The following is a 24,179-nucleotide window of genomic DNA, read 5'->3' as shown; positions in this document are numbered from 1 at the left end:
CCCCGGAGACATGAACGTCATTCTGCGGGGGCGCGCCGGGTTGTATACCAGGCTTTGTGCACGAAGCTCTGCGCGCAGTGCTCCATGGACAGAGCTACGCACAGTGCATTGCGCTCAATTGATGGCGGCGATGCCCGGCCCGCCCACGGGCCCCAGCTGGGTGTCACTGACGAAGCCATTGCCGCCATCCTGCTTGGCGCGGAACAGATTGACGTCAGCCTTGGCGATCAGGCCTTCCAGGTCCTTGTCGCCGGACTGACGCTGGGCGACACCGATCGACAGATTGACATCCAGACTGTTGAGGCCGTCATTGATGACGAATGGCAACGCCGAAGCGCCCTTGCACAGACGCTCTGCCACCTGGTCGACGCGCTCGCCATGCAGCCCCGGGCATAACAGCACGAACTCCTCGCCGCCATAGCGCCCGACCAGATCCTCCCCGCGCAGGATGCTGCGCATGCGCCGCACCAGCTCCTTGAGCACCTGATCACCGGCCTGGCGACCCCAGGTCTCGTTGATCAGCGCCAAGTGGTCGACATCGACCATCATCAGGCTCAGCGGCCCGTTGTTGATCAACATGCCGCGTCCGCTGTCGACCAGCTCCGCGCGACTCAGGGCACCGGTCAACGCATCGAAGCGCCCTCCCGTCTCGAAACGCTGCTGCAGGCGCTCCACCGACCAGCCCATCTGTACCAGCACCAGCGTGAAGAAGATGGTCAATACACCCAGATTGATGATGCGAAATGCCAGCATCCAGCCAGCGGGCAGCAGATGGGTCGGCCCTTCCAGCATCAGGATGATATAGGCCAGCAGCGGCATGCTCAGGCAGGCGGCACACAGAAGTACGCGCCGCATGAACGACATGCGGATCGAGTAGATGCACAGCAAGGCACCGAAGTAGAAGTAGTCGAATCCGGCCTCCGAGCCGAAATAGCTTAGCGAGAAGCTGATCTGCGCACAGGTGCCCAGCGCCATCAACGTGGCCGCCAGGGCTTCACGGCGAGCACGGTGCAGCTGCAGGCAGACCAGATCGACGATCAGCATCGCCAGATTCAGCGCCAGAATGCCCATCTCACCCAGCCACAACAGCAGGATGGCGTAGATCAGATGGCAGCTGACCGCCAGCACGTAGACCATGTTGAAGGTGGCATGAAAGGTCTTCTCATCCGCCGTGAGCCCGGGCGGGAATTGCTCGAATCGTCGCAGAAAGCCCGCGAGATGAGGATGTGGGCTGGCCATGTAGTCACCTCCTTGTCGCTGGCCACAAAGGATGGCCAGGCGCTGTCACGGACAAATTGGCCTGACATCAACAGAGTACGATATTGATGAGTCCAAACACGACGCCCCCATTACACGCAGTGCAATGGGGGCGTCGTAGTGCGTGAAGTTCAGACAGAGGCTCAGGCTCAGACACGGAGTCAGGCTCAGTGCAGTCGCAGCCCGACCTTGGTGATGCGATTGCCTTCCACCTCGTTCACCACCCAGTGGATGCCATGCCAGTCCACATCGTCGCCGACCACCGGCACCCCACCGACTCGACGAGTGATGAACTCGGCGATGGTCAGATGCTGCTCGCCCTGGGAGAGTGTCAACCCGTAGACATCGGCGATATCCTGCATGTTGGCATCGCCTTCCAGCGTGAAGGTCCCGAAGAAGGCGCGCTGCTCATGCTGCAGGCTCTCGCCATTGAACATGCGGTTGAGGCTTGGCACATCACACGAGCGCCCTACCACGCACAGCACATCCTGCTGATGCAGACAGGTGCTGCCCTTGGGGTGGATCAACACCTTGTTGCGGAACAGCGCCCCGACCTTGGCCCCCGACGGGAAGCGCAGCATGCGCAGCGCCACGCCTTCCAGCGCCGTGTTGTCGACGCGATAGACCAGCATCTCGTAGTCGTTGACCGGCATGATGCCGAGCAGGTTGCGGCGACTGGGCTGTGCGCCCGGCGGCACCACCACCCTCAACTTGCGCGCCATCGGCGCCAGCGATGAGCCCTGTACCAGCAGCGAGATGATGACCACGAAAAAGGCGACATTGAAGTAGAGACCGGCATTCTCGACCCCGGTGATCACCGGGAAGATCGCCAGCACGATCGGCACCGCCCCTCGCAATCCCACCCAGCTGATGAACCACAGCTCGCGCCAGCGGAAGCGGAAGAACGGCTTGAGACACAGGATGACCGCCAGCGGGCGCACCACCAGAATCAGCGCCACGCTGAGGATGGCGGCCGGCAGCGCGAACTGCAGCATGGTCGACGGCGAGACCAGCAGGCCCAGCATCAGGAACAGCACGATCTGCGAGAGGTGTGCCATGCCATCATGCACCGGCAGGATGTGCTCCAGATGACGACCGGGGTGATTCCCGATCATCAGGCCGCACAGATAGATGGCGAGGAAACCGCTGCCGCCCATCTCGTTGGTGGTGGCGAACAGGCTCAAGCCAAGTGCCAGCGCCAGCAGCGAATAAAGACCGGGGGCGAGGTCCAGATAACGCATCAGGCGTGCGATCAACCAGCCGCCGGCGATCCCCATGGCGGCGCCGACACCGAACTGCAGCAGGAAGCTCATGATGCCCGACGCGACGCCGGAGAGCTGACCGGTCAGGATCTCGGCCAGCGTGATGGTCAGGAAGATCGCCATCGGGTCGTTGGTGCCGGACTCGATTTCCAGCGTCGCACCGACACGCTCATTGAGGTGAACGCCCTGGCCTCCCAGCAGCGAGAAGACCGCCGCGGCATCGGTGGAACCGACGATGGCCCCGACCAGCAGGCCTTCGATCAGGGTGAGATCAAACAGCCACATGGCCAGAAGGCCCACCAGGCCACTGGTCATGAAGACCCCGACGGTGGCCAGCACCAGCGCCGGTTTCAGGCCGGCACGAAACGTGGACAGCCGCGTACGCAGGCCGCCATCGAGCAGGATGAGCGCCAGCGCCAGATTGCCGATCATGTAAGCGGATGAGGCGTCGTCGAACTGGATGCCCAGGACGCCATCTTCACCCGCCAGCATGCCAAGACCGAGGAACAGCAGTAGCAGCGGCATGCCAAGACGCGCCGAGACGCGGCTGGCCAACACGCTCAAGGCGATCAGCGTGCCTGCCAGCAAGAAATAATAATTCAGGTTCTCTACCACGAGTGCTCCCCCGCCAAGCCCTACATCAGATCTCGAGTGACGTCCATGACGACTCACCCACAGTATTCCATGTCAGCGAAGGGGCTGCAGAGAAATTTCACACCTTTCATGTACTTGCAGTGTACAGCACGCGAATTTCACGCCAGGCTGCGCGGCGAGACCCAGGCAGGGGCTGCCGCAAGCTCAGCATAGGACCGCGGGCCGAATGCCTCCATCGCCCACAACAGCGCACGGCACAGCTCACGCTGGCCATCGAGATCGACCATGCGCCCATGGCGCGAATAGCCCTTCATGAAGGCCTGACGCTGCTCCGGCGTTTCCAGCAGCAACTCCACCAGCGCCCAGTCGAACTCGATCGGCGCCCACACCAGCGCTTCCCAATCGCTCCATACCCAGCCGGTGGCGGCGCACAGATACTGATCGGCGCGCATGTCCGGCAGACACCACACCGCGCGAGTCGGCGCCGGGAAGGTGCGCTTGAGCAGCGTGCCGAGTTCCGCGCGACGCGGGTGATGGGCCAGAAAGCGCGTGACGCGGGCATTCCAGTGCAACAGCGGCATCGGCTGCGCCAGCGGCTGACCGAAGCCCGACACCGTATCCTGATGCAGGCGACCGAGCTGGTCGCCCAGCAGCTCACAGAAGGTGATGCTGAGATTGCTCGGCTGACCGCTGGACCACGGCAGGTGCCAGATGGGCGCGCCATCGAGACGCCCCAGGAAGGTCAGGGGCAGCGGCGGAATCGGCAGGCGCGCGGGCAAGGCGCCCGCCAGTCGCGTCAAACCCTCCGGCGTCGCCCAGCGATCGGCACCGAAGACCCCGCGCATGGCGTGCCAGAAGGGGTCGTGGTCTGGCCCGGTTCGCGCCAGCTTGATCAGCCCCGGCGTGCCGCCACGCTGGCGCCACAGCCAGTTGGCGCTATCCGGCCAGGCGAGTGCCAGCGGTTCGAGCGGTTGCCCCAGATAGGTCGAGAGCCGTCGAGTCAGTGACTCCTCGGGCCAGCCCCTGGGCACGGGGTGCGGCTCCCCCGTGGCGTCAGCTGCGCTCGGCCGTCGCGGGGGGACGGGATAGCTGGAACAGGTCGAGAGATCCGGTGTGTCGGGCATGATGATCTCCTTGGGCAACACGTCTTGTTACAGTCATGTTCAGCATACCCAAGGCGTGCCACATCGGCATAGTCCGTTTCGCCCCACTCAGGAAAGCCAATCAGGAAAGCCACTCAAGAAAGTCGCCGTCTCCCCTGCCCCGACTTGCGTCGGACAAGACACCGGCAAGACAGTGACGTTACACTGTCGGCCTGGATGGGGGTGCCCGAGAATGGGCTGAGAGTCGCAGCGATACGTCGCGCGACAACCCCTGGAACCTGATCCGGTTGATACCGGCGGAGGGAATCCCCGACGCGTGCCCTGCACGGCGCGTCACCTGCTTCCTCCTGCCGGCACGCCGCCTGACCACGGAATTGCCTGTGTCGCTGGGACTCACCCTCAACAACGCACGAATCGATTACGCCGGCCACACGCTGTTCCGCGATATTTCCGCGCGTCTGGAGGCTGGTAGCTGGACGGCACTGCTGGGGCGCTCCGGCTGCGGCAAGAGCTCGCTGCTGCGCCTGCTGGCTGGCCTGGAAATGTCAGATCTCCACCAGCTCGACCTCGCCACCGATGACGGTCAGCCGCTGACCGACCGCGTGGCCTGGATGGCGCAGCAGGACCTGCTGCTGCCGTGGCGGCGCGTCATCGACAACCTGTGGCTGGGCGATGACCTGCGCCGGCGGCCGCGCAATCGCGAACTCGCCCATGAGCTTCTGGCCGCGGTCGGGCTTGAGGGTCGTGAGCAGGCCTGGCCGGACGCCCTCTCCGGCGGCCAGCGCCAACGCGTCGCTCTCGCCCGCACGCTCTATCAGCAGGCGCCGATCGTGATGATGGATGAGCCGTTCTCGGCGGTGGATGCCATCACCCGTCTGGAGCTGCACGATCTGGCCAGCCGCCTGCTCAAGGGCCGCACCGTCCTGATGGTGACCCACGACCCGCTTGAGGCATTGCGCCTTGCCGATCAACTGCTGGTGCTGCGCCCGTCGAGCGCCCCGGGCCACGGCGCCGAGCTTGAGCATCTGCCGGGGCTTGGCGCCGTGCGGCCGGTGCCGCTGGATGACCCGGCCCTGCCGCCGGCGCAGGCGCAACTGATCGCCCGCCTGCGTGATAGCGAGGAGGCCGCATGAAACGTCTGCACGCCATGCGTCACCTCGTCATCAGTACGCTGCTCCTGCTGGGACTTTGGCAGCTGATCATTGCCGTTACCGCCGTACCGCCCTACATTCTGCCCACGCCCCAGGCCGTGCTCGAGGTGCTGATCCAGAAGGCACCGCTGCTGGCCCATCACGCTGGCGTCACCATCAGCGAGATACTGGCCGGGCTGGTGCTGGGCATCCTGCTCGGGCTTTCCACCGCGCTGGCGCTGGCCTTCATCCCCCGCCTGCGCCGTACGCTGTTGCCGATGCTGCTGATCAGCCAGGTGATACCGCTGTTCGCGATCGCCCCACTGCTGGTGCTGTGGCTCGGCTATGACATGCTGTCCAAGGTAGTGATGGCGACGCTGATCATCTATTTCCCGGTCGCCTCCACTGGCTACGACGGCCTGCGCCAGACCCAGCAGGGCTGGCTGGATCTGGCCCACACCCTGGGCGCCAGCCCATGGCGCAGATTGATCCACATCCAGCTGCCCGCCGCACTGCCGGCGCTGGCCTCCGGCATTCGCATGGCCGCGACTGCCGCCCCCATCGGCGCCGTCATCGGGGAATGGGCCGGTGCCAGCCAGGGGCTGGGCTATCTGATGCTCAACGCCAACGCGCGCATGGAGATCGACCTGATGTTCGCCGCCCTGCTGGTGCTGGTTGCCTTTTCCCTGCTGCTCTATTTCTCGCTGGATGCGCTGCTGCGCACCCTGATGCCCTGGCACCGCGACCGGCTGACACGTCTGAGCTGACACGCCTTGCCTTCGGAAAAATACTGCATGACCGCATGACCGCATGACCGCATGACCGAAAGACGCAACGACGCTCGACACAAACTGCAAGAGCCTGACGACTGCCGCCCACGAACGGCAGCACCACTACCCTGTGATCACAAGGAACTCCGCCATGTCTCATTCGTCATCGGCGCCACGGCGCAAAGCACAGCCGACACGTTCACCGCGTGCCTCGCTGCTGTCCACCGCCTTCGCCACCCTGCTGACCACGCTGTGCCTGAGCAGCCTGCCAGCCACTGCCATGTCGGCCCACGCCGCCGAGGCAGAACCCGCCGCGACCAGCACCCAGTCAGCGCCGGAAATCGTCGCTCAGCAAGCCGAGGTCGGAGTGAACGGCGACTCAACCGCCTCCGCGCCGGTGGCGAGTCAGGAAGCCGTGGAAGCGACTGCCGGCGCCGCCGAGCAGGCGAAGAACGGTGCTGAACCGACCGCGGAAGCCACACCAGCCGGCGACGAACAGAGCGCTGATGCTGACTCGAAGGACGTTGCCAAGGACGCTGCCACCGCCGAGCAGCCGCTGACGCAGTTCAAGGTCATGCTCGACTGGTACACCAACCCCGGTCACGCCCCGCTGGTGCTGGCACAGGAGCTGGGGCTGTTCAAGAAGCACGACCTTGATGTCGAATTGATCGCCCCTGCCGACCCGAGCGTGCCGCCCAAGCTGGCTGCCGCCGAGCGTGTCGATATCGCCATCAGCTATCAGCCGCAACTGCACCTGCAGATCGATCAGGGCCTGCCGCTGGTGCGTATCGGCACCCTGGTCGCCACGCCGCTGAATGTGGTGGTGGTGCGCGCCGACAGCGACATCCAGTCGATCGCCGACCTCAAGGGCAAGCGGGTCGGCTACTCGGTCGGCGGTGTCGAGGAAGTGCTGCTCTCCACCATGCTGCAGCACAGCGGCCTGACGCTGGATGACATCACGCTGACCAACGTCAACTTCTCGCTGACGCCGTCACTGCTGACGCGCAAGGTCGATGCCGTCACCGGCGCCTTCCGCAACTTCGAGCTGGCCCAGATGGCTCAGGAAGGCGTCAAGGGCCGCGCCTTCTACATCGAGGAAGAAGGCGTGCCGACCTATGACGAGCTGATCTTCGTCGCCAACAGCGACAGCTACGAGCGCAAGCAGGCGCAGTACGCCGGCTTCCTCGCCGCCGTCGGCGAAGCCACCGCCTGGATCATCAACCACCCGGACCAAGGCTGGGAGATGTTCCGTGACTCCGATCCGGCACTGGATACCGAGCTCAACAAGGAAGCCTGGTACGCCACCCTGCCGCGCTTCGCGCTGCGTCCTGCCGCGCTGGATGCCGGCCGCTACCGTGACTTCGAGGACTTCCTGTTCGAGCGCGGCATGATCAAGAAGCGCCAGTCGCTGAGCCACCTGGCCGTCGACGTCAACGCGCCCTGAGACGTTGAGCGCTTGAGCGCGCCCCATGCAAAACGCCCTGCCGGAATCTCCGACAGGGCGTTTTGGGTTTAGGTCCGGCTCACTCTCGCCGTCTTGTACCGATTCCACAAGCGCTAGCGGCGGGCCAGGCGACGCGACAGCCACAGGATCTGCAGCGGCTGGATCACCAGCGCGATCATCAGCACCGCGACCAGCAGCGGCATGCCTTCCAGCGCGCCACTCGGGGTGCTGACCAGCAGTCCGGCGCCCACATAGCTGCCGGCGGCAGAACTCAGATGCTGCACGGCACTCTGGGTGCTGGTGAAGGCTGCCCGCTCGTGATCGGCGGGAATGAAGCTGTTGAGCGTATTCTGGGTCACACGCCGCGCCGACGAGAACAGCATGTAGGCGCCAAAGCCGATCCAGATCAGCGACGGCCCCGGCGAATGCAGCAGGAAGGCCCAGCCGACCAGCGCCGTCATCAGGCAGGTGATGGTGCCCGGCCAGACACAGCCATAGCGATCACACAGCCGCCCCGTCAGCTGCATGCCGACCAGCGACAGCCCGCCGCCGATCATGTAGAGCCCGCCGAGATCCTCCCGCGGCAGGCCCAGATTGAACAGCAGATAGCTTGCCAGGTTGGGAATCACCAGGAAGTTGCTGAACATCGCCGTGGCGATCAGCGCCAGCCCCAGGCGATGGTCGGGCTGGGCCAGGATGTTCAGGATCGTGGTGCCCTTGCGGCTGCGCAGGCGGGTCTCGGGGTTATCGAGATGACCGCGGATCGGCGGCAGTATCCAGGCCAGCAGCCCGCACACCAGCAACGCCAACAGCGCCACTGCGCGAAATGGCGCCTGCCAGCCGAAGCCCTGCGACAACCACAGCGCAAACGGCAGCCCCAGCACCGAGGCCACCGAGAAGGCACCCATCACCAGCCCCATGGCACGCCCCCGGCGGACTCCCGGCACCACGTCGATCACGATGGCCAGCGCCGTCGCCGCCGCTGGCCCGCCGAACAACCCACCCAGCATGCGCGCCGCCAGCAGGGTCTCGAAGTCGGTGGCGAAGCTGGCGATCAGATGACAGAGCGCCGCACCGAACAGGAAACCCAGCACTGCCCAGCGGCGATCGAAGCGATCGGCTTGCCGTGTCCACAGCAGGGTACCCACCGCGGCGGCCAGCGGATAACTGCCGACGATATAGCCTAGGTGATCCAGCGGAATGCCCAGCGAGGTAGCAAAGTCAGGGCCCAGCGCCATCACCATGGTGAAGCCCATGATGACGGCGAACTGCAGCAGGGTGACCAGCGCCACCACCAGGCGCTCGTGGGTGGTCACCGGCGGGATGACCCGATCACTCGCGGCCGGCTGACGATTTTCGGAGTGACTGCTCGGCGTACTCAAGCGCGTGCGACGCGATCAAGAAACGCCACCACCGCCTGCTGGAACTCGCTGGCACGCTCGGCATGCAGCCAATGGCCGGCCTCCAGGGAGTCATCTTCCAGCGCAGGGAAGTGTTCGCGCATCGTCGCCAGGCCCTCGGCCTGCACGTAGTTGGAGCGCGACCCCCACAGCAGCAGCGCCGGCAGCTCGACCGGCCCCTGACCGTGCGGCGCCTCGACGATCTGCGGGTAGCCCGCGGCGATATGGTCCAGCCCGACGCGCCAGCCCATGGCGCCATCGTCGAGACGCACCAGATTGGTGGCGAGGAACTGGCGGATGGCCGGGGTATCGACATGCTGCGCCATCACCGTGTCGGCCTCCTTGCGTGAGGCCGGGCGCGCGTCACGCACCGCCTCGAAGGCAGCAAAGATATCGTCATGCCCGTGGCCATAGGCGACCGGCGCGATATCGGCGACCAGCAGGCTGCGCAGACGCTCGGGCGCCTCGAGCGCGACCTGCATGGCGACCTTGCCGCCCATCGAGTGGCCCAGCAGGTCACAGCGCTTGATGGCAAGGCGGTCGAGCAGCGCGATGACATCCGCGGCCTGCTCGGGGTAGCTCATGCCGGCCACGTGCGGGCTGCGGCCGTGGTTACGCAGATCCACCGCGATCACACGGCGCGTCCGCGACCACGACTTGATATGCGAACGCCAGTTGTCGGCACTGCCGAACAGGCCGTGAAGAATGACCAGCGGCGTCGCGTCCTGCTGGCTCGTTGTCTGTTCCTCGGCGCCATCACGAGCATCGCTCTCGTGGTAATAAAGCTCGACCGTTGTGCTCATCATCATCTCCATGGACGCTAGACAGACCGTTACGCTCCCCGTGGCTCAGGCTCAGCGGCGTGGCTCGGCGGCAGCCGGATCGCGGGGAGCGCCTATGTTAGCAAACTATCAAGCGCGCGGCGGCTCCGCCCTCGACGGCTCAGCGCGGACTGGCTTCCAGATAGACCTTGACCGCCTGCCACAGCGGGCTGCGGTAACGTTCCGGGTGCCACAGCATCGAGAAGCGCCGCTTCAGGTTGAGCTGGGGCGTGGCCAGCACCACCAGCTCGCCACGCGCGATCTCGGCCGCCACCGACAGCCGCGACAGACACCCCAGCCCCAATCCGGCGAACACGGCCTGCTTGATGGCCTCGTGCTGGCCCAACTCCATTCGCACCTTGAGACGTTCGATCCGCCCATGCAGCGCACGCTCGAAGACCGCCCGCGTGCCCGAGCCACCCTCGCGCAGAATCCAGTCGGCCGTGGCGAGATCCTCATCGCTGAGCGCCGTACCGCGCATGGCCAACGGATGGCTCGGCGGCGCCACCACCACCAGCTCATCCTCGCGCCAGGTCTGGCTCATCAGGCGCGGCGCGTGGCAGTCGCCCTCGATCAAGCCGAGCTCGGCGTCATAGTTGAGCACCGCCTCCACCACCTGGTGGGTATTGCGCAGGCGCAGATTGAGCTCGGTGCCCGGATGTTCGCGCATGAAGGCCCCTGCCAGCCCCGGCAGCAACCAGGTGCCGATGGTGGCGCTGGCGGCGATTTCCAGTTCGCCACGCAGGTTGCCATCCACCACGCCGGGCTCACGGGCCTCAAGTTCCAGCGCGTGGGTCTGCTCCAGCAGTTGCTCGGCGCGCGCCAACAGGCGGCGACCATTGGCGTTCAGGGCCAGGCGGCGACCGAGGCGCTCGAACAACTGCACCTCGAGATGACGCTCCAGTTCGGATAACCCCTGACTCGCCGCCGATTGCGACAGGCCGATCTCGCGCGCCGCGGCGCTGACGGAGCCGTGGCGTGTCACCGCCACGAACACTTGCAACTGACGCAGCGTGATGTGGATCTGCATATCGGTTTTTCCGGTATGTAATAAAAGAATAATCGACTAACTGCCGAATAATATTCCCGAATAGACTAATCATCAAACCGGAGGCACTAAGCAAGCAACGCAAGCTCAAGCGCCCTTGGCGATGACAGCCGTGCCCCCCACGCCAGCGCACGCCCCATAACAAGACAGGCCATGTTCCGCACGGGATAGGCCACTTTCCTCAAGGAGAATGCTCATGGACGCACAGACCCTGACTCCCCCCGCCACTGCCGAGCGCTTGCGCCGCATGTTGCCGGGCCTCGCCCTGTGTGGCGGCCTGACCCTGGTGGGGCTGGCACTGCATTCCATTCCGGCGCTGGCCTCCACCGGCATCAGCCCGCTGGTCTTCGCCCTGCTGTGCGGTATCGTGGTCGGCAACCTGCCGATCACCAGCCGGCACGCCGCGGCGCTTTCCCCGGGGTTGCATATCGCGACCAAGAAGCTGCTGCGTCTCGGCATCATCCTGTTCGGCCTCTCCATCACCCTGCAGCAGATTCTCGGCCTGGGCTGGAGCGTCGTCTTCCTCGATGTGCTGGTGATCACCGCAGTGCTGAGCAGCGGCTACTTCATCGGTACGCGCTGGCTGGGGCTGGACCGCGACACCGCACTGCTGACCAGCGCCGGTTCCGCCATCTGTGGCGCCGCGGCGGTACTGGCGACCGAATCGATGATCAAGGCTCGCCCGGCGGCCACCGCCATGGCCGTCGCCACGGTGGTGCTGTTCGGTTCGCTGGCGATGCTGGTCTACCCGCTGCTCTACCCACTGAGCGGCATGCATGAAGGCCTGTTCGGCATCTATATCGGCTCCACCATCCACGAGGTCGCTCAGGTCGTGGCCGCCGGTGAAGCGGTCGGCCCGGACGCCCTGGCCAATGCGCTGATCGTCAAGTTGATGCGCGTGATGATGCTGGTCCCCTTCCTGCTGCTGTTGCCGAAGCTGTGGGCCATGCGTGCCCGTACCGAAGGTGATGACCGCGAGACCGGCGGCGGCATGACGATTCCGTGGTTCGCGCTGGGCTTCATCGCCATGGCCGGCATCAACAGCACCGGCGAGATTCCGGCGGCAGTGCACTCAAGCCTCTCTACCCTCGGCAGCGTGGCACTGACCATGGCCATGGCGGGCCTGGGCGTCGAGACTCGCATCGATCGTCTGCGCTCACTGGGCATGAAGCCTTTCCTGCTCGCGCTGATCCTGTTCACGCTGTTGATCGTCGGTGGCTTTGGCGCCAATCTGCTGTTGATGGGCTAGTCCCCGGCACGGCAGTGATTGATTGCCACAATGACTTTGGTAGTACGGCTCAATTGGCAAACCCGGGCAGGCTCAAGCACAATGGCGGTCATCGATTACTCACCGGCAGTGCCGGCGCCATTTTCTCGGCCCCTCCAGTACGGGCTGAACGAGAATCACGAACCTTAGGAGAATCTCATGCTTGCAGTCATTTTCGGTCGTCCGGGTTGCCCTTTCTGTGTCCGCGCCAAGGACCTCGCGGAAGAGCTCACCGCCAAGCGCGATGATTTCGACTTCCGCTACATCGACATCCATGCAGAAGGCATCAGCAAGGCCGACATGGAAAAGACCATCGGCAAGCCGGTCGAGACCGTGCCGCAGATCTTCGTCGATCAGACCCACATCGGTGGCTTCACCGAGTTCAACCAGTACGTGCAGGACGAAGCTCTTATGCCGCAGGCCTGATCGCCGCCATCAGTCGTTTCACTGCTGAAGCCCTCGCCATTGGCGGGGGCTTTTTTGTGCCTGCGTCACATCCCCTCCACTCATGCCCCGCTCACAGCAACACGCTGCGCACAAGGTCGCATCCAGCGCGTCTTGACGCTTGCGACAAAAGGAGGGGCCAGCGACAATCGCTGCCTCCTCCGCCCGTGTATGCACAAGGACACGCACATGAACATGTTGATGGAAGGCGCCGTGCTGCTGGGATGCGCGGTGGTTGCCGTGCCACTCTTCCAGCGTCTGGGCCTCGGTTCCATCCTGGGCTATCTGGCCATCGGGGTGCTGCTGGGTCCGTCGTTGATCGGCTTCATCTCGGAGCCTGGCGAAGTGTTGCACTTCGCCGAATTCGGGGTCGTCATGCTGCTGTTCATGATCGGTCTGGAACTGGAGCCCAAGCGCCTGTGGGACATGCGCCTCAAGCTTGCGGGCCTGGGCAGCGCCCAGATGCTGTTGTGCGGTGCCTTGCTCACCCCCGTCGGCCTGTGGCTGGGGCTGGAATTGCCCGCAGCAGTGTTGCTGGGCCTGATTCTGGCGCTGTCCTCGACCGCCTTCGCGCTGCAGGTATTGAGCGAGAATCAGCAGCTGGCGACGCCGCACGGCCAATCGACCTTCGCCATCCTGCTGTTCCAGGACCTGGCGGTGATTCCGCTGCTGGCCCTGATGCCGCTGTTCGCTGACAACTTCGATGCCTCCACCGGCACCAACTGGATCGGCATCGCCGAGGGCATTGGCATGATCGCGGCGGTCATCATCGTCGGGCGCTTTGTCGTGCCGCGCCTGCTCAAGATGGTCGCGCGCAGCGAGATCCACGAGATCTTCACCGCCGCGGCCTTGTTCGTGGTGATCAGCACGGCGCTGCTGATGGAGTGGGTGGGGCTGTCCATGGCCCTGGGTGCCTTCCTGGCCGGGGTGCTGCTCGCCGATACCGTCTACCGCCACGAGCTGGAAGCCAACATCGAGCCCTTCAAGGGGCTGCTGCTGGGGCTGTTCTTCATGGCCGTAGGCATGTCGGTTGACGTCTCGCTGGTGATGGAGCGGCCGCTGACCGTCCTGGCGCTGACGCTGGCACTGATGTTCGGCAAGGTCATCGTCATCACGCTGGTCGGACGCGTTGCACGCCTCAAGATGGCCGAGGCCCTGCCGCTGGCCGCGGTCCTGTCACAGGGTGGTGAGTTCGACTTCGTGCTGCTGACCGCCGGCATGGCCGCCGGCATCTTCGATCAGACCCTCACCAGCCTGGTGATCAGTGCGGTGACCTTGTCGATGGCTGCCACGCCCTTCCTCTATCGCTATGCCCGCCACCTCGGCGCCACCAGCGAAGCCAAGCGCCCCTATGATGAGGACTTCGGTGAGGAGACGCCCCAGGTGTTGATCGCCGGCTTCGGTCGTTTCGGCCAGATCAGCGCGCGCATGCTCAAGAGCCAGGGCATCAACTTCACCGCGCTGGACCCCAATATCACCCAGGTCGAGTTCGTGCGTCAGTTCGGGTCGCGCATCTTCTACGCCGATGCCAGCCGCGCCGAATTGCTGCGGGCGGCGGGTGCCGAGCAGGCCAGGATCATGCTGGTGGCGGTCGATGATGCCGAGACCTCGACCGGCATCGTGCGCATGGTGCGCCATCAATTCCCGCACCTGAAGCTGTTCGTGCGTGCCCGTAACCGCCACCATGCCTGGGAGCTGATGGAATTGGGCGTGGAGCACGTGATTCGTGACACCTATGCCAGCAGCCTGGAGATGGGCGGAGAATTGCTGGTAGCGATGGGCTACCCCAATGCTCGCGCGACGGAAGTGGCGCGCGCCTTCCGGGAAATGGATGACAACATGCTCAAGCAGAACTATGAGCACCGCCACGACCAGAAAGCGCTCGTCAACAGCGAGCAGGCCGCCATGATCGAGCTCAAGCGTCTGTTCCAGAACAATCAGGATTGATGCCTGCACGACTCGCCAGAGCGCTCAGTCGCGCCGGAAAGGACACAAGGGCCGCCCCTGCCGGGGCGGCCCTTGTCGTTGATGCATTCGGCAAGGCATTGCGTGCAGATCCGCTGCGCGAGAGACAGGCAGGATGGCGGCCCGAAGCCTGCTCAGCCCTGCAAGCGGCGGGATGTCAGGCGCGCCCGCCACTGCGGGCCGAACAGATAGGCGCACAACCCGATCACGATCAGCAAGGCCCCGGCGAGCACACGGCTGGAGATCAGCTCATCATTGAGCACCGCGCCCAGGCTCATGGCGAAGATGGGAGTGATCAAGGTCGCCAGCGCCACCGTACTGGCCGACAGGCGTGACAGCACGAAGTAGTAGCACAGGTAGCCGATCAGCGAGCCGAAGATGCCGAGATAGAGGATGGCAGCCATCGGGCGTCCCTCCGGCAGGGCTTGCGGCACGCCATCGACGAGCAGCGCACACACCAGATAGAGCGGCAGAGAGACCAGCAGCGCACCCTCCGTCTGCACCAGCGGATGAAGCCCTGCCCGCTCGCGTTGCACCAGTACCCCCGAGGCGGCAAAGCAGTTGACGGCCAGCAGCATGGTCAGGACCCCCTTCCAGCTGCCCGGCGGTAACGCGAGGGAATCCGAGACCGCGACGGCCAGTCCACTCAGTGCCAACGCAAACCCCATCCACTGCAACTTGTCAAGTGGGGCACTTTTCAACCACCAGCGTGCATAAAGCCCTGATAGCAAGGGTGCCAGCCCAAACAGTAACGACATGATACCGCTTGGTAACCAGGCCGCAGAGAGGTAGGCGAAGTACATGCCACCCCAGATACCCAGAGCGGCTGCCGAGTAGCTGCGCAATGCCCCACGTGAAAGGTCCATTTTCAGCCCCATCATGCGTAACAACGGGTAACCAAGGCATGCGGCAATTAACATTCTGCCCATCGCCGACCAGGCAGGCAGCCAGCCCGAAGCGCTCCACGAGATGGCCAGCGGTGTCGTCGACCACACCATGAGAACCACGCAATACGCCACCACCACTGGCATTTTTACTCTCCGATCAAGAAACGCGAAAAAACGGATAATGGCGTTGAATGACCCTTTGCACGACTACCTATAATCGCTCCAGCACTGAGGTCATAGGGGCCGTTCAAGGAGGCATCATGCAACGCAAGGAATTCCAACAGCAGCTATGGCTGGACTTCGTCCACCGCCATCCCGACATCGGGGCGCTGGATATCTGGCCAGACAGCATCAACCCTGAATATCTGATGTTCCTGACGCTGAACCAGGGGCCCTTCAGAAGCGAGAAGCTGTTGCCCAGTCTGTATCACCAGGGCTATCGCCGCGTGAAACAGTACGCCATGGCCGACCGCGGCCTGCTGGTCGATCTGCTGCTTCCCCCGGATGGTGGCGCTGCTGTCATGCTGGCGGAACTGCAGGCCAACAGCCTGCCGCCGATGCATCGCGACCTGCTCAAGCGCCTGATCAGGCAGAGTCATCGTGATGACTGCAAGGGTCAGAACCTGCTCGCGCCCTGCCGTCCGTGGGACATGCCGGACTGGCCGACCTTCGAGCGCCTGCTCGAGGCCAACCCGCTGGCTGCCTGGCTCTCCGTGATGGGGCCGCGCCTGCACCATGTCGGCTTCAATGCCGAAGAGCTTGGCGAAACGCTGGAAGCGGTCTGCGAGGGCATGCTGGCCTACGGCATGGCACCACAGACCGGGCGTCATCATGCGGTACTGCCCATCAATCCCAAGCTGCAATATCACTACTACCCGGCCCACGCCCAGCGCATGGTGTTCGCGGACGGTGACGAGCATATGGTGGTGCTGGGTGGCATCGCCCTGCTGGCGACCGCACCGGTGACGACTCAGCTAGAAGGAAAACAGCGTCCCGCAGAACAACTGCTGCCGGAACATACGCTGTGCCAGCTCAGCGCGTGATGGTCTGCTGGCAGCACTGCGCAATGAGATGAGTCGCATTCAGCCCCCTACGCATGCGCAGGGGGCTCTTCTGTGCAGAAGATGGCATGCCCTTTCATGCCATACCCTCCACGCCCCTTCTGCCATCACTCTTCATGGCAACACCCCATGGTGTCATCGCCGCATGACTCGCCGCTTACCCCCCGCCATGCCTGCGCCTTGTGCCTGAGGCTCTAAACCTAACGTCGCAGACAGGTTATCAACAGAAGCTGTGGAAAAAGCTGTGAAGAATCTCTGTACATCTGGGTATCGCCATCGAGATCAGGCGAGCGCAGACAGATTGATCAAAAAATGATCAGCCGACCAGGAACAGCGCCAATTCCTCTCCCGATAGCGCATCCGGCAGTGCGTCCAAAAGTAGCTCAGACGGCCACTGTGGCAGCGACTGCGGCAGCGGCTGTGGCCGTAGTGAACGCCCTCCAGCGACCCAACATCAGCCCAGAGATGACAGCGCCAATGTCACTGGCGTGTTCGTGATCTGCCCGCCCAGCCAGTACGCCCCCAGATAGCCCACGCTGTAGGCCAGCAACAATGCCGGGAAGAAGCGCAGATAACTCATGAAACTCACCTCACGCACCTTGGAAAGCGCGATCACCCCGGCGGCGGAGCCAATCACCAGCAGCGAGCCACCCACGCCTGCGGCATAGGTCAGCGCCAGCCACTCTGCATCATTCATGCTGACATCCGCCTTGAGCACTGCGGCGGTCAGCGGCACGTTGTCCACCAGTGCCGAGAGCAGCCCGACCAGATAATTGGCCTGCATCGCCGGCATCAAGGCATAGAGCTGTGCCAGGCCTTCCAGCAGACGAGCTTCCTTGAGCGCCCCGACCATCAGCAGGATGCCGAGGAAGAATAGCAATGTATCGAATTCGATAATACGAATGTAATCAAGTATACGGCGCTCTTCGCTGTCGCTGCGCCGTTCAGCGACATGTCCAAGCAGGAACATCAGCGACATCCCGAACAGGAAAGTCAGCAGCGGCGGCACGCCAAACAGCACGTTGAGCCCGAGGGTCGACAGGATGGTGGCCAGAAACAGCCAGGCGACCAGACGATCAAGACGCCGGGTCTCGCGCGGCTCGCGCACCAGATTCACCTCACCTCCCAGCCCGGGCAGCAGTAGCGTCGCCAGCAGCATAACGCTGAGGAAGGACGGCAGCGCCAGCAGCATCAGCTCGCTGATGCGCACCTTGCCCGCCAGGAAGATCATCAGCGTGGTCACATCCCCGGTGATCAGCGCCACGCCGCCGGAGTTGACGGCGAATACCGCCAGCACCGCAAAGCGCAGCGTCTTCTTCGGCGCCAGGCCCAGCGACAGCACCAGGGTCAGCGATACCAGCGTCGCGGTGATGTTGTCGGCCAGCGATGAAAAGGCGAAGGCAAAGAGCCCCGTCAGATACAGCAGCCCGCGCTCCCCGATGCGTTTGGGCAGCAGGCGGTAGATCAGATTGGCGATCAGCCCCTTGGCATTGAGAAAGGCCACGAAGGTCATCGCAGCCATCAGAAACAGCCACAAGGTGGCGATCTCGAGCAGGTTCTCGTTCAAGGCCTCGGGGACATCCTCCACCGCCAGGGCCGCGGGACCGAAGATGAACAGCAGCAACCAGCTGAAGGTGCCCAGCAACAAGGTCGTCTTGGCCTTGTTGAGATGGATCACATCCTCGATGGCAATCAACACGAAGGCGGCCAGCGCCAGCCCGATCAACAGTCCCTGCAACCACATGCCACTCTCGCTCCCTGAGATATCGCCGCGAAGCGGCGGCGATGATTGACGGTGCCCGGCGTGACTTCAGCGTGAACCCTGCCACGACCTCTCCCTTGCACCGACCAGTCACACGACCGGCGATGCATCTCACCACAGCTGCGTGCGCCCCGCCATTCGACCTGAGGGGGGCGTTCGCTTCGTGCAACGCAGGGTTGCCATCCCTCACGCAAGCGGGGTGGGCATCCACTCCTGGGTGAATTACGATGGCGCCACCTGATGAAGGAGTCATGCATGTCGAGTATCAGAGGTGTCATCAGCCTTGTCTTTCTGATCATCAATACCCTGTGCTGGGCGCTGCCGCTGTATCTGCTGGCCGCACTCAAGCTGATCACGCCATCGCGCCGCCTGCAGTTGCACATGCTGGAGGGGCTCAACCGTCTCGCCATGGGCTGGATCGGCACCAACAACCTGTGGATTCGCCACGTGCTGCGCCCGCGCTGGGACATCCAAGTGCCGCAATCGCTGCGCGATGGGGCTGCCCGGCGTCGCTGGTGGCTGGTGATCGCCAATCATCGCAGCTGGACTGACATCTTCGTTCTCCAGTACGCCCTGCACCGCCGTACGCCGATGCCCAAGTTCTTCCTCAAACAGGAGCTCATCTGGGTACCGGTGATCGGCCTTGCCTGGTGGGCATTGGAATTCCCGTTCATGCGCCGTTACAGCCAGCAGAAACTGGCCAGCAACCCACGGCTTGCCGAACGTGATCGTGAAGCGACACGACGCATGTGCGAGCGCTCGCGTCAGGCGCCGATGGCGATCTTCAACTTCGTGGAAGGCACTCGCTTCACGCCCGCCAAGCACAACCAGCAGCAGAGCCCTTTCCAGCACCTGCTCAAGCCGCGTGCTGGCGGCAGTGCCCAGGTGATCAACACGCTTGGCGATCGACTTTCCGGTATTCTGGATGCCACTCTCGATTACCGACATGCCGATGCCAGTTTCTGGCAGTTCCTGTGCGGTCACGGGGGCGACATCACGCTCGTCATCACTCAGCGGCCCCTGGAGCCCTGGATGCTCGACGGCAACTATCATGCGGACGCCGCCTATCGCGAGCGCTTCCAGCAATGGCTCAATCAGGTCTGGAAGGACAAGGATGCCCGACTGTCACGTGCAGGGAATGACATTGATGAACACTGAATGTGGCCTGGATGCCGCGGGCTTCACGGCACGAGCGCAGGCCGAACCCGACGTAAACCGTCCACTTCTGCAGCGTGCCGGCCTCACGTTGCGCTGGCTGGCGCTGATCTGCCTCAGCCTGTGGCTGAGCGGCTGCGCGACCAGCAGCTACTCCGGCTCGCCGGCCGGCCAGTGGGTCACCATCCAGAAGGGCGATACCCTGGGGCAGATCGCTCGCGATGCCGACATTCCCCTGCTGCGCCTCACGCGCTTCAATCCGGGCGTCAAGATTCGTGACCTCAAGGTCGGTCAGCGCATCCTGGTGCCCACCGCGCGCGAGCGGGCGCCCTCCGGCGGCCCGTATCGCTATCAGCTGCGCCCCGGCGATACCTACTCCAAGATCGGACGCTATTTCGGCGCCAGCCCGCAGCGCATTCAGGCCGCCAACCCCGGCAAGGACCCCAATGATCTCGACGTCGGCATGCTGATCTCGGTGCCGCTCAACGGTGGCCCGAGCCGCAGCGCCCCGGCCGCGCGCGCCAGCGGTGGCAGCCTGGTCGCCCGCCCGGACCCCGGCCCGCTGCAGAAGCCGGGCCAGTCGTGGCGCTGGCCTGCCGCCGGCAGCGTGACACGTGAATTCGGCACCAACGGCAATGGCCAGCTGGCGCCCATGCAGATTCGTACCGCCGCCAGCGGCATCGCCAGTGCGCCGGCGCGGGGCGAAGTGCGCTTCGCCGACGCCATGCGCCAACTGGGCAACGTGGTCATCCTGCACCATTCCGGCAACCTGCAGAGCGTGCTGGCCCAGTGCGGCGAGATTCTGGTCAAGGTGGGCCAGCAGGTCACTCCGGGCACGCCGCTTTGTCGCGTCGCACGCGGCAACAACGGTCAGCATGAATTGCTGTTCGACGTACGCCACGGGGGCAAGCCGATCGACCCGCGCGAAATTCTCGAGAAGCGCTGAAGCTGCGTTGCATCGCGGCGCCAGCCCGGCATGGCGCCACCTCCAGTCCCCGCCAGTTGACGATAGCGCCGGTGGCTGTCGTCCTTGCTTGACGATTCATGAGACAACCCTCATACCTCTGAGTTGTGAGGGGTTGAAGGTGTGTCATCGCTTCGTCACCTGCTTGTTATGCCGCCGTCACTCCCTCTCTCGATAATGACTACAATAGTCATCTAGGGAGACGTCATGGAGCGCATTGCCTTCGTCAGTGAAACCTGGCATCCGGAGATCAATGGCGTGGCTCATACCTTGAGTCATCTGTGCGATCAACTCATCGCGCGCGGCTGTGAGCTCCAACTCATTCGTCCCGCCACCCGAGATGGCAGCCTGGAGCCGCGTGTCCAGCAGGAGCTTCAGGTACGCGGCTTCCGCCTGCCAGGGTATGACAGCGTGCAGGTCGGCGTGCCGGCGCCGCAGCGCCTGATGCGCATGTGGCGCGAGCATCGCCCCTGTGTCGTCTATATCGCCACCGAAGGCCCGCTGGGCATCAGCGCACTGATGGTCGCCCGCCGTCTGGGCCTGCCGGTGGTCGCGGGCTTTCATACCAATTTCGATCAATACAGCACCCACTACCGGCTCAAGGCGCTACGCCCGCTGGTGCGGCGCGGCCTGCGCCGCTTCCACAATGCGGCCAACATGACGCTGGTACCGACGCGCACCCAGGCAGACAGCCTGATGCAGCAAGGCTTCGAGCATGTGCAGGTGGTGGGGCGCGGCCTGGATTGCGAGTGCTTCTCGCCCCGTCATCGCAGCGAAGCATTGCGCAAGTCATGGGGCGTCAGCTCACAGCAACCCGTCGCGCTGCACGTCGGGCGCCTGGCCGCCGAGAAGAACATCGATCTGCTGATCCGTACCTATGAGGCCATGCTGGCCGTGCAACCGGACCTTGCCCTGGTGCTGGTGGGAGACGGTCCGCTGCGCGAGCGCCTGGAACAGCGCCTGCCCGAGGCGATCTTCGCCGGCTTCCAGACCGGCGAGGCGCTGGCCGCCCATTACGCCAGCGCCGACCTGTTCATCTTCCCGTCACTGTCGGAGACCTTCGGCAACGTGGTGCTGGAAGCCATGGCCAGCGGACTGGCCGTGATCGCCTTCGATTACGCGGCGGCCGCCGAGGTGATCCGCGACGATCACCAGGGCCTGCTGGCGCCCTGCAGCCAGCCGGAGCGCTTCATCGAACAGGCGGTGGAGGCCTGCCAGCGGCCGGCCCGCATCGCCAGACTGGGACGTGCCGCCCGCGTGCGCGTCGAACCATTGGGCTGGAGCCGCATCGCCGAGGGCTTTCTGACCTGCCTGCGTCACGCCGAGGAGAAGCCCGATGCACGATCGCAGCCTTCCCGTCTTTGAGCGACTGGACCTTCTGGAGTGGCGCCTGTGCCGCCAGGTCGCGCGCCTGGCGCTGTTCCGGCCGATACTCACCCTGTTTCGTATCGTCTCGCGGCTGGGCGACTGGCCGGCGTGGGCGCTGCTGACGCTGAGCCTGCCGCTGCACCATGCCATGGGCGGCTGGCTGTTTCTGGAATTCGGCCTGGCGGCCGGCGCCGGGGCACTGCTCTACCGCGCACTCAAGACGCGACTATGTCGGGAACGCCCGTTCATCACCTTCAATACCATCAACTGCACCATGCCACCGCTGGACCGCTACAGCTTTCCCAGCGGTCACACCCTGCATGCTGCCCTCTTCGCCAGCCTGACCGCTCAGCAGCTGCCGGAGATTGCCATTCTCGTCACGCCTCTGGCACTGCTGGTCGCGCTTTCCCGAGTGATCCTCGGTCTGCATTACGTCAGTGATGTGCTGGCCGGCGCGCTGCTGGGGCTGGGCCTTGCCGAGGTGGCCATCCTGACCTTCGAGACATTGCTGACGACCTGACGCTTGTGAGGCTCGCGTCAGCCCCGGGTCGGCGCGAATCGAGAGCCACTTGCCCAACCTGACGCGGCTCTGGCACTCTCGCCGCATGACGACTCCTTCTGCTGGCGATGATCTCTTCGCCGCCCTCTCGACCTCTGATTCCACGTCCGCGGCTGATGGAGCTGCGCACCAGACGGCGGCGGATGGCTCGGCCCTGGCAGCTCGCCCGCGCGAGCTGCCCGAGGACTGGCTTGCCCTCGCGCACGGCTGGTACCGCCACCCTCTGCACCCGCTCTATCTCAAGCCGCGCGCCCTGACGCCGCTGCAGGCCGATCAAGCCCTCGTCACGCTGGAGGGCGATCTCGACTGGCAGCGCCCCAGCCTGAGCGTGCATGGCAAGACACACCCGATTCCACGCCGCCAGGTGTGGATGGGCGATGTCGGTGCCCGCTATCGCTACTCCGGCAGCCTGTTCGAACCCAATCCTTGGCACATGACCGCCTGGCAACTGGGCGAGCTTTCACGTCATGCCATCAATCATGAGCTCAGCCCGCAACGCGATGATCTGGGGCGCAGCGAGTCCGTGATCCCGGAGCATTTCAACAGCCTGCTGGCCAATCGCTACGCCGACGGCGCCGACCGCATGGGCTGGCACAGCGACAACGAGCCGGAGCTGGGCACTCGCCCGATCGTGCTCGCCATTTCATTGGGACGAGAACGCCCCCTGCGCTTCAAGGGCCATCCGCGCAGTCCCTATGCCGACACGCCGGCGTTCAATCTGTGGCTGCCACATGGCTCGCTGCTGGTGATGGGCCGTGGCTGTCAGGATCGCCTCCATCATGCGCTGCCGCCGCGCAAGCTCGACGGGCTGCGCATCAGCCTGACCTATCGCCAGCTGCTGACGCCCTCCCGGTGAGGTCGGCTTTCTTGTGCATTCTGCTTTCTCTCTTCTCGCTCTCCTCTTGCCTTCTTGCTGCCCTCTTCCTGCGCTAACGCCTTCTTTGTTGTCGCTCCCTGTGTCACTGCGCCCCGGACTCAATCCGCCGCCGGGTAACGCGCGCGCAGGGTCTCCAGCATCGCCTGTACCGCCACCGACAGTTCATGACGGCCGCGACGGATCACGCCGACCCGCTGCTGAACCTCGGGGCCTGTCAGCGGCAGGCACTGACAGCCCAGCGCGCTCATCTGCGCCGCGCTCATCGCCGGTACCGCACTGACACCCAGACCCTCCGCCACCATGCGCCCGCAGGTGACCAGCTGGTGGGTCTCGAAGGCGACATGCAGCGCCATGCCCGCATCCTCAAGACGTTTCTCGAGCATGCGACGCACCCCCGAGGGCCGCTGCAGCGTGATGAAGTCTTCCTTGAGCAGCCGTGACCACTCGATGGAGGTCGGCGCCTCTGCCAGCAAGGCGTGGCCGGGGGGAATGATCGCCACATAGCGGTCTTCGAACAGCAGCTCGAACACCAGGTCCTGGCGTACGCCGGGGTCGAAGCAGATCCCCAGCTCGACGCGACCATCGGTGACCCGCTCGACCACCTCTTCGGCGATGACGTCATTCACTTCGATGGTGATCTCCGGATATTGGCGGCGAAAATCGGCAAGCACCCCGGGCAGCAGATTGCCGGCGAAGGTCGGCATCGCGGCCAGGGCCACGCGGCCGCGCCCGAGGCTGAAGCGCTGGCGCATCTCATCCTCGGCATGTTCCCAGTCCGACAGCAGACGCCTGGCCAGCGGGAAGAAGGCGCGCCCTTCCGGCGTCAGGCTGACCTGTCGGGTCGAGCGCTGAAACAGGCGCCCCCCCAGCGACTCCTCCAGATTCTTCACCGCCAACGACAGGGCCGGCTGCGAGAGATGTACCAGCGTGCCCGCCTCGGCGAAGGACAACGTGCGCGCCACGGCCACGAAGGCCTTCAGCTGTTTGAGAGTCATGTCGTGTCCTGTCCCGGGGTTGTTTCAAGAGATGTTACAAGAAGTG

At 64.4% G+C, this 24,179-nt stretch carries 21 protein-coding genes and 1 riboswitch; of the genes, 12 read left to right on the top strand and 9 right to left on the bottom strand.

Annotated features, from left to right (window positions below):
- Positions 1–114: 114 nt before the first annotated feature.
- The 3 genes from QQF40_RS02750 to QQF40_RS02740 all read right to left on the bottom strand — a co-directional run bounded on the left by QQF40_RS02750 (position 115) and on the right by QQF40_RS02740 (position 4,237).
- Positions 115–1,239, bottom strand: coding sequence for a GGDEF domain-containing protein (locus tag QQF40_RS02750; protein ID WP_176676710.1), 1,125 nt, complete (start codon positions 1,237–1,239; stop codon positions 115–117).
- 185 nt (positions 1,240–1,424) lie between these two features.
- Complete coding sequence (locus QQF40_RS02745) at positions 1,425–3,134, bottom strand: potassium/proton antiporter (protein WP_175089843.1); 1,710 nt, start codon at positions 3,132–3,134, stop codon at positions 1,425–1,427.
- Between the two features lie 137 nt (positions 3,135–3,271).
- Positions 3,272–4,237, bottom strand: a complete 966-nt coding sequence (locus QQF40_RS02740; protein WP_176676709.1) for a phosphotransferase family protein — start codon at positions 4,235–4,237, stop codon at positions 3,272–3,274.
- 187 nt (positions 4,238–4,424) lie between these two features.
- Positions 4,425–4,538, top strand: a riboswitch (TPP riboswitch).
- Between the two features lie 58 nt (positions 4,539–4,596).
- Between QQF40_RS02740 and QQF40_RS02735 the strand changes: the two genes are divergently transcribed.
- The 3 genes from QQF40_RS02735 (at position 4,597) to QQF40_RS02725 (ending at position 7,560) form a co-directional block, all read left to right on the top strand.
- Positions 4,597–5,349 (top strand): ABC transporter ATP-binding protein, encoded by a 753-nt coding sequence (locus QQF40_RS02735; protein ID WP_253062105.1) that lies wholly within the window; start codon positions 4,597–4,599, stop codon positions 5,347–5,349.
- A complete protein-coding gene (locus QQF40_RS02730) occupies positions 5,346–6,113 on the top strand; it encodes an ABC transporter permease (RefSeq protein ID WP_175089841.1) in 768 nt (255 codons plus the stop codon). The genes QQF40_RS02735 and QQF40_RS02730 overlap by 4 nt, the downstream gene beginning before the upstream one ends.
- Positions 6,114–6,267: 154 nt before the next feature.
- Positions 6,268–7,560, top strand: coding sequence for an ABC transporter substrate-binding protein (locus QQF40_RS02725; RefSeq protein ID WP_253062107.1), 1,293 nt, complete (start codon positions 6,268–6,270; stop codon positions 7,558–7,560).
- Positions 7,561–7,673: 113 nt separating this feature from the next.
- On the opposite strand, the gene QQF40_RS02720 is transcribed toward QQF40_RS02725, so the two are convergent.
- The 3 genes from QQF40_RS02720 to QQF40_RS02710 all read right to left on the bottom strand — a co-directional run bounded on the left by QQF40_RS02720 (position 7,674) and on the right by QQF40_RS02710 (position 10,811).
- Positions 7,674–8,942 carry an MFS transporter gene (locus tag QQF40_RS02720; RefSeq protein ID WP_285460287.1) on the bottom strand — a complete coding sequence of 423 codons (1,269 nt, stop codon included), beginning with the start codon at positions 8,940–8,942 and terminating at the stop codon, positions 7,674–7,676.
- Positions 8,939–9,763, bottom strand: coding sequence for an alpha/beta fold hydrolase (locus tag QQF40_RS02715; RefSeq protein WP_306424376.1), 825 nt, complete (start codon positions 9,761–9,763; stop codon positions 8,939–8,941). The genes QQF40_RS02720 and QQF40_RS02715 overlap by 4 nt, the downstream gene beginning before the upstream one ends.
- A gap of 139 nt (positions 9,764–9,902) precedes the next feature.
- Positions 9,903–10,811, bottom strand: a complete 909-nt coding sequence (locus QQF40_RS02710; RefSeq protein ID WP_175089838.1) for a LysR substrate-binding domain-containing protein — start codon at positions 10,809–10,811, stop codon at positions 9,903–9,905.
- Between the two features lie 214 nt (positions 10,812–11,025).
- On the opposite strand from QQF40_RS02710, the gene QQF40_RS02705 reads away from it, so the two are divergent.
- From QQF40_RS02705 to QQF40_RS02695, 3 genes are all read left to right on the top strand, one after another.
- Entirely contained in the window at positions 11,026–12,078 is a 1,053-nt protein-coding gene (locus tag QQF40_RS02705) for a YeiH family protein (protein WP_253062109.1), read from the top strand.
- 177 nt (positions 12,079–12,255) lie between these two features.
- On the top strand, positions 12,256–12,522 hold the full coding sequence (locus QQF40_RS02700; protein WP_043335038.1) for a GrxA family glutaredoxin: 267 nt from the start codon (positions 12,256–12,258) through the stop codon (positions 12,520–12,522).
- A 207-nt stretch (positions 12,523–12,729) separates the two neighbouring features.
- The gene (locus QQF40_RS02695; RefSeq protein ID WP_285460286.1) at positions 12,730–14,487 is read left to right on the top strand and encodes a monovalent cation:proton antiporter-2 (CPA2) family protein; all 1,758 of its coding nucleotides are present in this window, start codon (positions 12,730–12,732) and stop codon (positions 14,485–14,487) included.
- A 152-nt stretch (positions 14,488–14,639) separates the two neighbouring features.
- Here the strand turns inward: QQF40_RS02695 and QQF40_RS02690 are convergent, their stop codons facing one another.
- Positions 14,640–15,536, bottom strand: coding sequence for a DMT family transporter (locus QQF40_RS02690; protein ID WP_352230710.1), 897 nt, complete (start codon positions 15,534–15,536; stop codon positions 14,640–14,642).
- Positions 15,537–15,652: 116 nt separating this feature from the next.
- Between QQF40_RS02690 and QQF40_RS02685 the strand changes: the two genes are divergently transcribed.
- On the top strand, positions 15,653–16,435 hold the full coding sequence (locus tag QQF40_RS02685) for a VOC family protein (protein ID WP_285460284.1): 783 nt from the start codon (positions 15,653–15,655) through the stop codon (positions 16,433–16,435).
- 472 nt (positions 16,436–16,907) lie between these two features.
- On the opposite strand, the gene nhaD is transcribed toward QQF40_RS02685, so the two are convergent.
- On the bottom strand, positions 16,908–18,197 hold the full coding sequence (gene nhaD / locus QQF40_RS02680) for a sodium:proton antiporter NhaD (protein ID WP_176676704.1): 1,290 nt from the start codon (positions 18,195–18,197) through the stop codon (positions 16,908–16,910).
- Positions 18,198–18,470: 273 nt separating this feature from the next.
- On the opposite strand from nhaD, the gene yihG reads away from it, so the two are divergent.
- The 5 genes from yihG (at position 18,471) to QQF40_RS02655 (ending at position 23,117) form a co-directional block, all read left to right on the top strand.
- Positions 18,471–19,373, top strand: coding sequence for a 1-acylglycerol-3-phosphate O-acyltransferase, YihG family (gene yihG, locus QQF40_RS02675; protein ID WP_285460283.1), 903 nt, complete (start codon positions 18,471–18,473; stop codon positions 19,371–19,373).
- Positions 19,363–20,316: a LysM peptidoglycan-binding domain-containing protein gene (locus QQF40_RS02670; RefSeq protein ID WP_176676702.1), complete on the top strand. Its 954-nt coding sequence runs from the start codon at positions 19,363–19,365 to the stop codon at positions 20,314–20,316. The genes yihG and QQF40_RS02670 overlap by 11 nt, the downstream gene beginning before the upstream one ends.
- Positions 20,317–20,541: 225 nt before the next feature.
- Entirely contained in the window at positions 20,542–21,699 is a 1,158-nt protein-coding gene (locus tag QQF40_RS02665) for a glycosyltransferase family 4 protein (RefSeq protein WP_285460282.1), read from the top strand.
- Positions 21,671–22,222 (top strand): phosphatase PAP2 family protein, encoded by a 552-nt coding sequence (locus tag QQF40_RS02660; RefSeq protein WP_285460281.1) that lies wholly within the window; start codon positions 21,671–21,673, stop codon positions 22,220–22,222. The genes QQF40_RS02665 and QQF40_RS02660 overlap by 29 nt, the downstream gene beginning before the upstream one ends.
- Positions 22,223–22,307: 85 nt before the next feature.
- Positions 22,308–23,117, top strand: a complete 810-nt coding sequence (locus QQF40_RS02655) for an alpha-ketoglutarate-dependent dioxygenase AlkB family protein (RefSeq protein ID WP_176676699.1) — start codon at positions 22,308–22,310, stop codon at positions 23,115–23,117.
- 119 nt (positions 23,118–23,236) lie between these two features.
- Here the strand turns inward: QQF40_RS02655 and QQF40_RS02650 are convergent, their stop codons facing one another.
- Positions 23,237–24,133: a LysR family transcriptional regulator gene (locus QQF40_RS02650; protein WP_176676698.1), complete on the bottom strand. Its 897-nt coding sequence runs from the start codon at positions 24,131–24,133 to the stop codon at positions 23,237–23,239.
- Between the last annotated feature and the right edge of the window lie 46 nt (positions 24,134–24,179).

This window comes from Cobetia sp. LC6, assembly GCF_030264805.1.
Lineage (GTDB): Bacteria > Pseudomonadota > Gammaproteobacteria > Pseudomonadales > Halomonadaceae > Cobetia.
This window is presented reverse-complemented; position numbering and strand designations above follow the sequence as displayed.

What these genes read in the sequence shown, in the direction of transcription:
- QQF40_RS02750 (WP_176676710.1), bottom strand. Translation starts at nt 1,239, where the DNA reads ATGGCCAGCCCACATCCTCATCTCGCGGGCTTTCTGCGACGATTCGAG.
- QQF40_RS02690 (WP_352230710.1), bottom strand. Translation starts at nt 15,536, where the DNA reads ATGCCAGTGGTGGTGGCGTATTGCGTGGTTCTCATGGTGTGGTCGACG.
- QQF40_RS02655 (WP_176676699.1), top strand. Translation starts at nt 22,308, where the DNA reads ATGACGACTCCTTCTGCTGGCGATGATCTCTTCGCCGCCCTCTCGACC.
- QQF40_RS02730 (WP_175089841.1), top strand. Translation starts at nt 5,346, where the DNA reads ATGAAACGTCTGCACGCCATGCGTCACCTCGTCATCAGTACGCTGCTC.
- QQF40_RS02700 (WP_043335038.1), top strand. Translation starts at nt 12,256, where the DNA reads ATGCTTGCAGTCATTTTCGGTCGTCCGGGTTGCCCTTTCTGTGTCCGC.
- QQF40_RS02715 (WP_306424376.1), bottom strand. Translation starts at nt 9,763, where the DNA reads ATGAGCACAACGGTCGAGCTTTATTACCACGAGAGCGATGCTCGTGAT.
- QQF40_RS02705 (WP_253062109.1), top strand. Translation starts at nt 11,026, where the DNA reads ATGGACGCACAGACCCTGACTCCCCCCGCCACTGCCGAGCGCTTGCGC.
- QQF40_RS02650 (WP_176676698.1), bottom strand. Translation starts at nt 24,133, where the DNA reads ATGACTCTCAAACAGCTGAAGGCCTTCGTGGCCGTGGCGCGCACGTTG.
- nhaD (WP_176676704.1), bottom strand. Translation starts at nt 18,197, where the DNA reads ATGTGGTTGCAGGGACTGTTGATCGGGCTGGCGCTGGCCGCCTTCGTG.
- QQF40_RS02670 (WP_176676702.1), top strand. Translation starts at nt 19,363, where the DNA reads ATGAACACTGAATGTGGCCTGGATGCCGCGGGCTTCACGGCACGAGCG.
- yihG (WP_285460283.1), top strand. Translation starts at nt 18,471, where the DNA reads ATGTCGAGTATCAGAGGTGTCATCAGCCTTGTCTTTCTGATCATCAAT.
- QQF40_RS02685 (WP_285460284.1), top strand. Translation starts at nt 15,653, where the DNA reads ATGCAACGCAAGGAATTCCAACAGCAGCTATGGCTGGACTTCGTCCAC.
- QQF40_RS02660 (WP_285460281.1), top strand. Translation starts at nt 21,671, where the DNA reads ATGCACGATCGCAGCCTTCCCGTCTTTGAGCGACTGGACCTTCTGGAG.
- QQF40_RS02665 (WP_285460282.1), top strand. Translation starts at nt 20,542, where the DNA reads ATGGAGCGCATTGCCTTCGTCAGTGAAACCTGGCATCCGGAGATCAAT.
- QQF40_RS02725 (WP_253062107.1), top strand. Translation starts at nt 6,268, where the DNA reads ATGTCTCATTCGTCATCGGCGCCACGGCGCAAAGCACAGCCGACACGT.
- QQF40_RS02695 (WP_285460286.1), top strand. Translation starts at nt 12,730, where the DNA reads ATGAACATGTTGATGGAAGGCGCCGTGCTGCTGGGATGCGCGGTGGTT.
- QQF40_RS02740 (WP_176676709.1), bottom strand. Translation starts at nt 4,237, where the DNA reads ATGCCCGACACACCGGATCTCTCGACCTGTTCCAGCTATCCCGTCCCC.
- QQF40_RS02710 (WP_175089838.1), bottom strand. Translation starts at nt 10,811, where the DNA reads ATGCAGATCCACATCACGCTGCGTCAGTTGCAAGTGTTCGTGGCGGTG.